Origin of the sequence: Streptomyces sp. NPDC060028 (genome assembly GCF_042736725.1) — a bacterium.
In the GTDB taxonomy this organism is placed as follows: Bacteria; Actinomycetota; Actinomycetes; order Streptomycetales; family Streptomycetaceae; genus Streptomyces.
The window spans coordinates 24,577-32,510 of the sequence record NZ_JBHWVJ010000080.1 but is presented as its reverse complement, the minus strand read 5'-3'; the positions used below and the strand labels follow the sequence as shown (position 1 = coordinate 32,510).

The window sequence follows — 7,934 nt, the reverse complement described above, 5'->3', positions numbered from 1 at the left end:
GGCCCGCACCCCCCCGGGGGGGTGCGGGCCTTCCGCAGGACCACGAGCCTTACGCGGCCAGCAGCTTGCGCACCCGGTCCGCCCCGACCGCGAGCAGCAGCGTGGGCAGGCGCGGTCCGGTCTCGCGGGTCACGAGCAGCCGGTAGAGCAGCGCGAAGAAGGTGCGCTGGGCGACCTTGAGTTCCGGCGTCGGCTTGGCGTCGGGCTCCAGGCCGGCCATCACCTTCGGCACGCCGTAGACGAGCGTGGTCAGCCCGTCGAGCGACCAGTGCGAGTCGAGGCCGTCCACGAGCATGCGCAGCGACTCGCGGCCCTCGTCGTCCAGCGACGACAGCAGCTCGACGTCGGCGTCCTCGCGTACGAGGGTCCGCTGGTCGGCCGGGACCTGGGTGGTGATCCAGTTCTCGGCGCGGTCCAGGCGCGGGCGTACCTCGTCGAGGGAGGTGAGCGGCTTCTCCGGCTCCAGGTCGCTCAGGATGCGCAGGGTCTGCTCGTCGTGTCCGGCGGTGATGTCGGCCACCGAGGCGAGCGTGCGGTACGGCATGGGGCGCGGGGTGCGCGGCAGCTCGTGCGAGGCGACGCGGACGGCGCGGGCGTGCGCGGCGGCGTCGGCGGGCAGCACGGAGCCGTCGGCGACCTTGGCCTCCAGCTTGTCCCACTCGTCGTAGAGCCGCTGGATCTCCTGGTCGAAGGCGATCTTGAAGGACTGGTTGGGGCGGCGGCGGGCGTACAGCCAGCGCAGCAGCTGCGGCTCCATGATCTTCAGCGCGTCGGCCGGGGTCGGGACCCCGCCCTTGCTGGAGGACATCTTCGCCATGCCGCTGATGCCGACGAACGCGTACATCGGTCCGATCGGCTGCTCGCCGCCGAAGATGTGCACGATCTGCCCGCCGACCTGGAAGGACGAGCCGGGCGAGGAGTGGTCGACGCCGGACGGCTCGAAGATCACGCCCTCGAGGGCCCAGCGCATCGGCCAGTCGACCTTCCAGACCAGCTTGCCGCGGTTGAACTCGCTGAGCTTGACCGTCTCGGTGAACTCGTCCTCGGTACAGACGTAGGTCAGCTCGGTCGTCTCGTCGTTGTAGGAGGTGACCTTGGTGAAGTCCTTGCCGCACTCGCCGCAGTACGGCTTGTACGGGAAGTACCCGCCCTCGGTGCTGCTGCCGTCGTCCTCGGCGGCCGCGCCGGAGCCCTCTGCGGCCTCCAGCTCGGCCTCGTCCACCTGCTTCTGCTGGGGCTTCTTGCCGCCCGGCTTCTGCTTGGTGCGGTACTGGTCGAGGACGGCGTCGATGTCGCCGCGGTGCTTCATCGCGTGCAGGACCTGCTCGCGGTAGGCGCCGCTCGTGTACTGCTCGGTCTGGCTGATGGGGTCGTACTCGACACCCATCTCGGCCAGGGCCTCGACGAAGACGGCCTTGAAGTGCTCGGCCCAGTTCGGGTAGGCGGAACCGGCCGGGGCGGGCACGGAGGTCAGCGGCTTGCCGATGTGCTGGGCCCACGACTCGTCGATGCCGGGGACGCCGGCCGGGACCTTCCGGTACCGGTCGTAGTCGTCCCAGGAGATGAGGTGGCGGACCTCGATGCCCCGGCGGCGGATCTCGTCCGCGACCAGGTGCGGGGTCATGACCTCGCGGAGGTTGCCCAGGTGGATCGGGCCGGAGGGGGAGAGGCCGGACGCGACGACGACGGTTTTGCCCGGGGCTCGGCGCTCCGCCTCGGCGATGACCTCGTCCGCGAAACGGGAGACCCAGTCGGTCTCGGTGCTGCTCTGGGCGCTCTGAGCCACGACACGTCCTTCTATCTCGAATGCTGGCTGCTGCCATTCTCCCAGACGGAACAGGGGGCTCCGGGGTTGTTTTCTCCCGTGAAACCGAAGGCACCCGCGTGGGATACTCGGCTCTTGTCGGAACAACCAAGTGCACGCTCAGGCACGACCTCACAGGAACGGCAGCTCATGGCCTCGGTCCCTTCCCTCGCTTCTTCCGTCAATCAGCGCGTCGCGGACGCCCTCGCGGCGGCGATGCCGGAGGCCGGCGGCGCCGACCCGCTGCTGCGACGAAGCGACCGGGCCGACTTCCAGGCCAACGGCATCCTGGCGCTCGCGAAGAAGGCCAAGGCCAACCCGCGCGAGCTGGCGGCGACCGTGGTCGAAGGCATCCCGACCGGCGACCTGATCCAGGAGATCGAGGTCTCGGGCCCCGGCTTCCTCAACATCACCATCACCGACCGCGCGATCACCGAGACCCTGGCGGCGCGTGCCGGCGACGACCGCCTCGGCGTCCCGCTCGCCGCGCGGCCGGGCACCACGGTGATCGACTACGCGCAGCCGAACGTGGCCAAGGAGATGCACGTCGGGCACCTGCGGTCCGCCGTGATCGGCGCCGCGATGGTCGAGATCCTGGAGTTCACGGGCGAGACGGTGGTCCGGCGCCACCACATCGGCGACTGGGGCACCCAGTTCGGCATGCTCATCCAGTACCTGCTGGAGCACCCGCACGAGCTGGACCACAAGTCGGACGCGGAGGTCTCCGGGGAGGAGGCCATGTCCAACCTGAACCGCCTCTACAAGGCCTCGCGCGCACTCTTCGACTCCGACGAGGAGTTCAAGACGCGCGCCCGGGCCCGGGTGGTGGACCTCCAGGCCGGTGAGCCCGAGACGCTCGCGCTGTGGCAGCGGTTCGTGGACGAGTCGAAGATCTACTTCTACTCCGTCTTCAACAAGCTGGACATGGACATCCAGGACCAGGACGTGGTCGGCGAGTCCGGCTACAACGACATGCTGGTCGAGACCTGCAAGCTGCTGGAGGACTCGGGCGTCGCCGTCCGCTCCAACGGCGCGCTGTGCGTGTTCTTCGACGACGTCAAGGGCCCGGACGGCAACCCGACCCCGCTGATCGTGCAGAAGTCGGACGGCGGCTTCGGCTACGCCGCGACCGACCTCTCGGCGATCCGGGACCGCGTCGGCAACCTGAAGGCCTCGTCGCTGATCTACGTCGTGGACGCCCGCCAGTCCCTGCACTTCAAGATGGTCTTCGAGACGGCCCGCCGCGCCGGCTGGCTGAACGACGAGGTCAAGGCCGTCCAGTTGGCCTTCGGCACGGTCCTGGGCAAGGACGGCAAGCCGTTCAAGACCCGTGAGGGCGAGACCGTACGGCTGGTGGACCTGCTGGACGAGGCGGTGGAGCGGGCGACCACCGTGGTCCGGGAGAAAGACAAGGAGCGCGGCCTGCTCACCGAGCAGGAGATCGTCGAGAACGGCCTCCAGGTCGGCATCGGCGCGGTCAAGTACGCGGACCTCTCCACCTCCGCCGCGCGCGACTACAAGTTCGACCTGGACCAGATGGTCTCGCTCACCGGTGACACGTCCGTGTACCTCCAGTACGCGTACGCCCGGATCCGGTCCATCCTGCGCAACGCGGGCGACCGTTCCCCGGTGGCCCACCCGGAGCTGGAGCTGGCTCCGGCCGAGCGGGCGCTCGGCCTGCACCTGGACGGGTTCGGCGCGCTGATCGAGGAGGCGGCCGCGGACCACGCCCCGCACAAGGTGGCCGCGTACCTCTACCAGCTGGCCTCGCTGTTCACGACGTTCTACACCGAGTGCCCGGTCATCAAGCCGCAGCCGGAGCTCGTCGTCGGCGAGAACCGCCTGTTCCTGTGCGACCTGACCGCCCGCACCCTCAACAAGGGCATGTCCCTCCTCGGCATCCGCACCCCCGAGAAGCTCTGACGCACGGCTGCCGGCCCCGCCTCCCTTGTCGGGAGGCGGGGCCGGCGGCGTTTCAGGGGCGTGCGTTGGTCATGTACCAGTAGTAGGCCTGGACGGCTCCGACGACCGTCCCGGCCGCGACGGACAGGAACCGCCTCGTCTGCCTGTTCTGCAGTGCGACCGTCCCGCCGGGACCGGCGATCACGTCCCAGTTGAACTGCTCGCCGTTGCCCTCGTCGATGCGGATCCCGCCGCCCGCCGACGCCAGGCTCATGCGGTTCTGTTCCGCGTCCATGTTCACGAGCGATATGGAACCGTCGCCGTGTCCGGTCACCTGCCACACGGCGTTGTCGTGTCGGCTGCCGTACCAGAGCCGGCTGGCCTGGCACACGACGCTGCCCATCCAGTCGTTGTCGCCGAGCCACTGGTCGGGCGTGTCCCGGGGCGCCATGACGTACGTCTGGCCCGGCTGCGGCGGGGCGGCCGAGGCCGTGCCCGCGGCGAGGAAGGTCAGTGCGGCGGCGCACGCCACCGTTGCGATGCGTCGGTTCATGGTCAGCCCTTCATCACGGTGAAGGTGACGGAGGCGTTGTCGCCGCCACCACCGCCCTGCTTGCAGACGAAGCCGTTCGGGACGTGGCAGTAGTAGCTGTTGCTGCCCGAGAACGGGTTGTTCCAGCCGATGCTGACGTTGCCGACGTCGAGCATGCTGTAGACGGCCGCGCCTTCCGTCCCGGTCATGAATCCGTTCGACTCCGACTGCCAGGTGCCGTCACCCATCGGGTACACGCGGTCCGGCGGGACCATGTTGTCGGTCCACGTGCCGTGGACCAGGCCCGACGAGGTGCGGTCCATCGTGTTGGGGGTGCGGTTTTGCAGTTTGACCGTCGTGCTGCGGGCCGCGTTCACCGAGAACTGCCCGTCGCGGCCGATGGTGAACGTCGCCGACGCGTTGTTGCCGCCGCCGCCGGTGCGCGAACAGGTGTAGCCGCGGGGCACCGTGCAGCCGTAACCGTTGCTGCCCGCGTACGGGTTGTTCCAGTAGATGGTGGCCTCGCCGTCGTTGCCGAGGGCGTACGTCGCGGTCCCTTCCGTACCCGTCATCATCCCCGAGGAGTGCGAGCCCCAAGTGGCCGACTTGAGGCCTTCGATCGTCTCCGGCGGCGTCGCGTCGTCCCACACCCCGTGCGCGAGCGACGTGAAGTTGCGGTACATCGTCGTCGTGGTCTCGTTGACGACCTTGACCTGGGTGCTGCGCGCCGACTGCACTCCCACCGAGGACTGTTGCGAGGTGGGGCCCCCGGTCGCCGCCGCGGCCGTGACGGCCGGGGCGAGCACCATGGCGGCGGCCATGGCCGCCACGACGGCGCGCCGCGCACCTGTATGGAATCGCGAGTTGGTCGACATGCGTGTCTCCTGTTCGTCGTTCCGGCTTCGCAGCGATGAGCCTGCCGACGCGGCCTAACGGCGATCTAACGCGGGTTCCGGCTGTGTTGGCGTACTTGGTGGACCATTTCGCGCCTTTATCCCTCTTCGCCCGCGAGTAGGGCCCTATGGGCTCGTAAGGTGCGGCAAGGAACGACGTGGGGCGGGTGGGACGCGTGATGAATTTCCGTTTGCTCGGGCCGGTGTCGGCCTTCTCGGGGCAGGCCGAGATACCGCTCGGGCCGCCCAAACGCAGAGCCCTGCTGGCGCTGCTCGTACTCGCGGACGGCGCGCCCGTGGGCGCCGAGCGGATCACCGAGGCACTGTGGGACGACCGGCCGCCGACGCACGCCCGGACCGTCGTGTACGGCCATGTGTCCGCGCTGCGGGGCCTGTTGCGCGCCGAGCGGGACACCGACGTCGTCACCACGGACAGCGGGTACGAGCTGCGCGCAGCTCCCGGCTCGGCGGACCTGTGGCGCTTCCGCGAGCTGGTGCGCCGGTCCACGGCCCCGCCCCCGGGGGAGCGGCCCGCGGAGCTGCTGCGGGAGGCCCTCGGACTGTGGCGCGGCCCGGTGCTCGGCGGGGTGGGCGACACCCCGCTGATGACGGCCGCGGCCGACCGGCTGGTGGAGGAACACCTGGGCGCGCTGGAGCAGTTCGCCGCCGCGCTGCACGCATGCGGCCGGGGAGCGGAGGCGCTGGCGCTGCTGCGGCCCGCCGCCGAACGGCACCCGCTGCGGGAGTCCCTGATCGCGGCCGTCGTGCGCGCGCTGCACCACGCGGACCGCCAGGCCGACGCCGTCGCGCTCTACCGCCGCACACAGCGCCGGCTCGCCCGGGAGCTCGGCGTGGACCCGGGCGCCGCGCTGTCCGAGGCGTACCTGGCGCTGCTGCGCGGCCGGCCCCCGCAGCCGCCTGCCGCCGCGCACACCCCGGCGGCACCGCCGCCGGCCCCGGCACAACGGGCCGCACAGCCGGCCGAGCGGCAGGCCGCGGGGCTGCCCGCGCCGCCCGCGCCGCCCTTCCTCTTACCGCGCGCGCCGGCCGGCTTCGTCAGCCGCACGGAAGACCTGGCGCGGCTCACCGCCGCCGCACGGTCGGACAGGGCGCCGCTCAGCGTGGTCACCGGCCCGGCCGGGGTCGGCAAGACCTCGCTCGCCGTCCACTGGGCGTACGCGCACGCCGCCGACTTCCCCGACGGCATCCTCTACGCCGACCTGCGCGCCGGGGAGCCGGACGGCACCGGCCCCCAGACGACCGGTGTCCTGCACGACTTCCTGCAGGCCTTCGGGATCCCCGAGGAGCTCCTGCCGGCGGAGGCGCGCGCCGCGGAGAGTCTGTACCGCTCGACGCTCGCCGGCCGCCGCGCCCTCGTCCTGCTCGACAACGCGCGCGACTCGGTCCAGGTCCGTCCCCTGCTGCCCGGCACGCCCGGCTGCACGGTGCTGGTCACCAGCCGCAACCGCCTGGAAGGGCTCGTGGCCACCGATTGCGCGCGGCTGCTGCCGCTCGGGCGCCTGGCACCCGCCGACGGGGTACGGGTCCTGCGCACCGTCATCGGAGACGGCCGGGTGGAGGCGGAGCCCGCCGCCGCGCAGGAACTGTCCGTCCTGTGCGACGGCCTTCCGCTGGCCCTGCGGCTGGCTGCCGCCCGGCTCGCCGCACGGCCCCGGCTCGCCCTGCGCGCCATGGCCGACGGTCTGCTCGACGAACACCAGCGGCTGTCCCTGCTGAGCGGCGAGGACCTCGGGGTCGAGGCGACGCTGCGGATGAGCGTGCAGCAGCTGCCGCCGGACGCCGCGCTGCTCTTCCGCCAGCTCGCCCTGCACGTGGGGTCCGAGCTCGACGCCGGCGCCGCGGCCGCCCTCAGCGGCCTGCCGCCGCTGGCGGCCCGCGGGGCCCTGGAGGACCTGGCCGCCGCCCACCTCGTCGAGGAGCGGACCAGCGACCGGTACCTGATGCACGACCTGACCCGCCTGTACGCCCGTTCCTTCGCCGACCGCGCCGACCCCGGCGGGCTGCGACGGCTGCTGGTGCACTACCTGTCCGCCGCCCGGGCGGCCACGGCGGCGGCCGAACCCGGCAGCCAGCCCTGCTGCGCCCTGCCCGCCGGGGTGCTCCCGCCCGGTCCGCCGCCCGTCTTCGCCGACCGCGCCGGGGCGATGGCCTGGCTGGGCACCGAGCGGGCCAACCTCACCGCGGCGGTCGCCGCCGCGGCCGAGGCGGGGCATCCGGAGCTGGTCTGGCGCATCGCCGTACAGCTGTGGCCGCTCATCGTGCGCCAGGTGCACGACGGCTGGGAGCCGGTCCTCCAGCGCGCCCTCGCCGCCGTCACCGCACTCGGCGACCCGGACGCGCAGTCGCGGCTGGGCTCGCTGCTCGGCTGGGTCCTCACCGAGAACGGGCAGCACACCGCGGCACTGGAGCACCTGAGCCGGGCGCCGGAGCTGGCCGCACGGGCCGCGGACCCGCCCGGCCAGGTCATCGCCCTGGTCAACTGGGCCATCGCCCTGGAGCGCGCGGGCGACCTGCCGGGCGCAGGGGACCTGCGTGAACGGGCCGCGCGCATGGCCCAGGACCTCGATCACCCCCACACCGAGGTCCTGGCCCTCTACCACCTGGCCGCCCACTGCCTCACGACCGGGCGCCCGGACGAGGCGCTGGCCCACTGCCGTCGGGGCCTGGAGCTCGCCTCCGACGAACCGTCGGACGAGCGCCGGGAGCTGCTCCTGGACACCCGCGGCAAGGCCCTGCGCGCCCTGGGCCTGCGGTGAGGAGGCCCTCGTCGGGCCGCGCCCTC

The 7,934-nt window shown here is 72.1% G+C and carries 5 protein-coding genes; 2 read left to right on the top strand and 3 right to left on the bottom strand.

Translation table 11 applies throughout. The features are described 5' to 3' along the window. Window positions 1-49: 49 nt before the first annotated feature. Window positions 50-1,786 (bottom strand): lysine--tRNA ligase, encoded by a 1,737-nt coding sequence (gene lysS, locus ACFWBF_RS29830; protein ID WP_385607356.1) that lies wholly within the window; start codon window positions 1,784-1,786, stop codon window positions 50-52. Window positions 1,787-1,954: 168 nt separating this feature from the next. Between lysS and argS the strand changes: the two genes are divergently transcribed. Next, complete coding sequence (argS, locus tag ACFWBF_RS29825) at window positions 1,955-3,727, top strand: arginine--tRNA ligase (RefSeq protein WP_385607354.1); 1,773 nt, start codon at window positions 1,955-1,957, stop codon at window positions 3,725-3,727. 52 nt (window positions 3,728-3,779) lie between these two features. Here argS and ACFWBF_RS29820 read toward each other — a convergent pair whose 3' ends face one another. Continuing rightward, window positions 3,780-4,259, bottom strand: a complete 480-nt coding sequence (locus ACFWBF_RS29820; protein ID WP_385607352.1) for a hypothetical protein — start codon at window positions 4,257-4,259, stop codon at window positions 3,780-3,782. A gap of 2 nt (window positions 4,260-4,261) precedes the next feature. Continuing rightward, entirely contained in the window at window positions 4,262-5,113 is an 852-nt protein-coding gene (locus tag ACFWBF_RS29815) for a Crystal protein ET79 (RefSeq protein WP_385607351.1), read from the bottom strand. A 197-nt stretch (window positions 5,114-5,310) separates the two neighbouring features. Between ACFWBF_RS29815 and ACFWBF_RS29810 the strand changes: the two genes are divergently transcribed. After that, window positions 5,311-7,908, top strand: coding sequence for a BTAD domain-containing putative transcriptional regulator (locus tag ACFWBF_RS29810; protein WP_385607349.1), 2,598 nt, complete (start codon window positions 5,311-5,313; stop codon window positions 7,906-7,908). Window positions 7,909-7,934: the final 26 nt, after the last annotated feature.

Excerpts from the sequence above, each read along its gene's own strand:
- ACFWBF_RS29810 (WP_385607349.1), top strand. The coding sequence starts at position 5,311 with ATGAATTTCCGTTTGCTCGGGCCGGTGTCGGCCTTCTCGGGGCAGGCC.
- argS (WP_385607354.1), top strand. The coding sequence starts at position 1,955 with ATGGCCTCGGTCCCTTCCCTCGCTTCTTCCGTCAATCAGCGCGTCGCG.
- ACFWBF_RS29820 (WP_385607352.1), bottom strand. The coding sequence starts at position 4,259 with ATGAACCGACGCATCGCAACGGTGGCGTGCGCCGCCGCACTGACCTTC.
- ACFWBF_RS29815 (WP_385607351.1), bottom strand. The coding sequence starts at position 5,113 with ATGTCGACCAACTCGCGATTCCATACAGGTGCGCGGCGCGCCGTCGTG.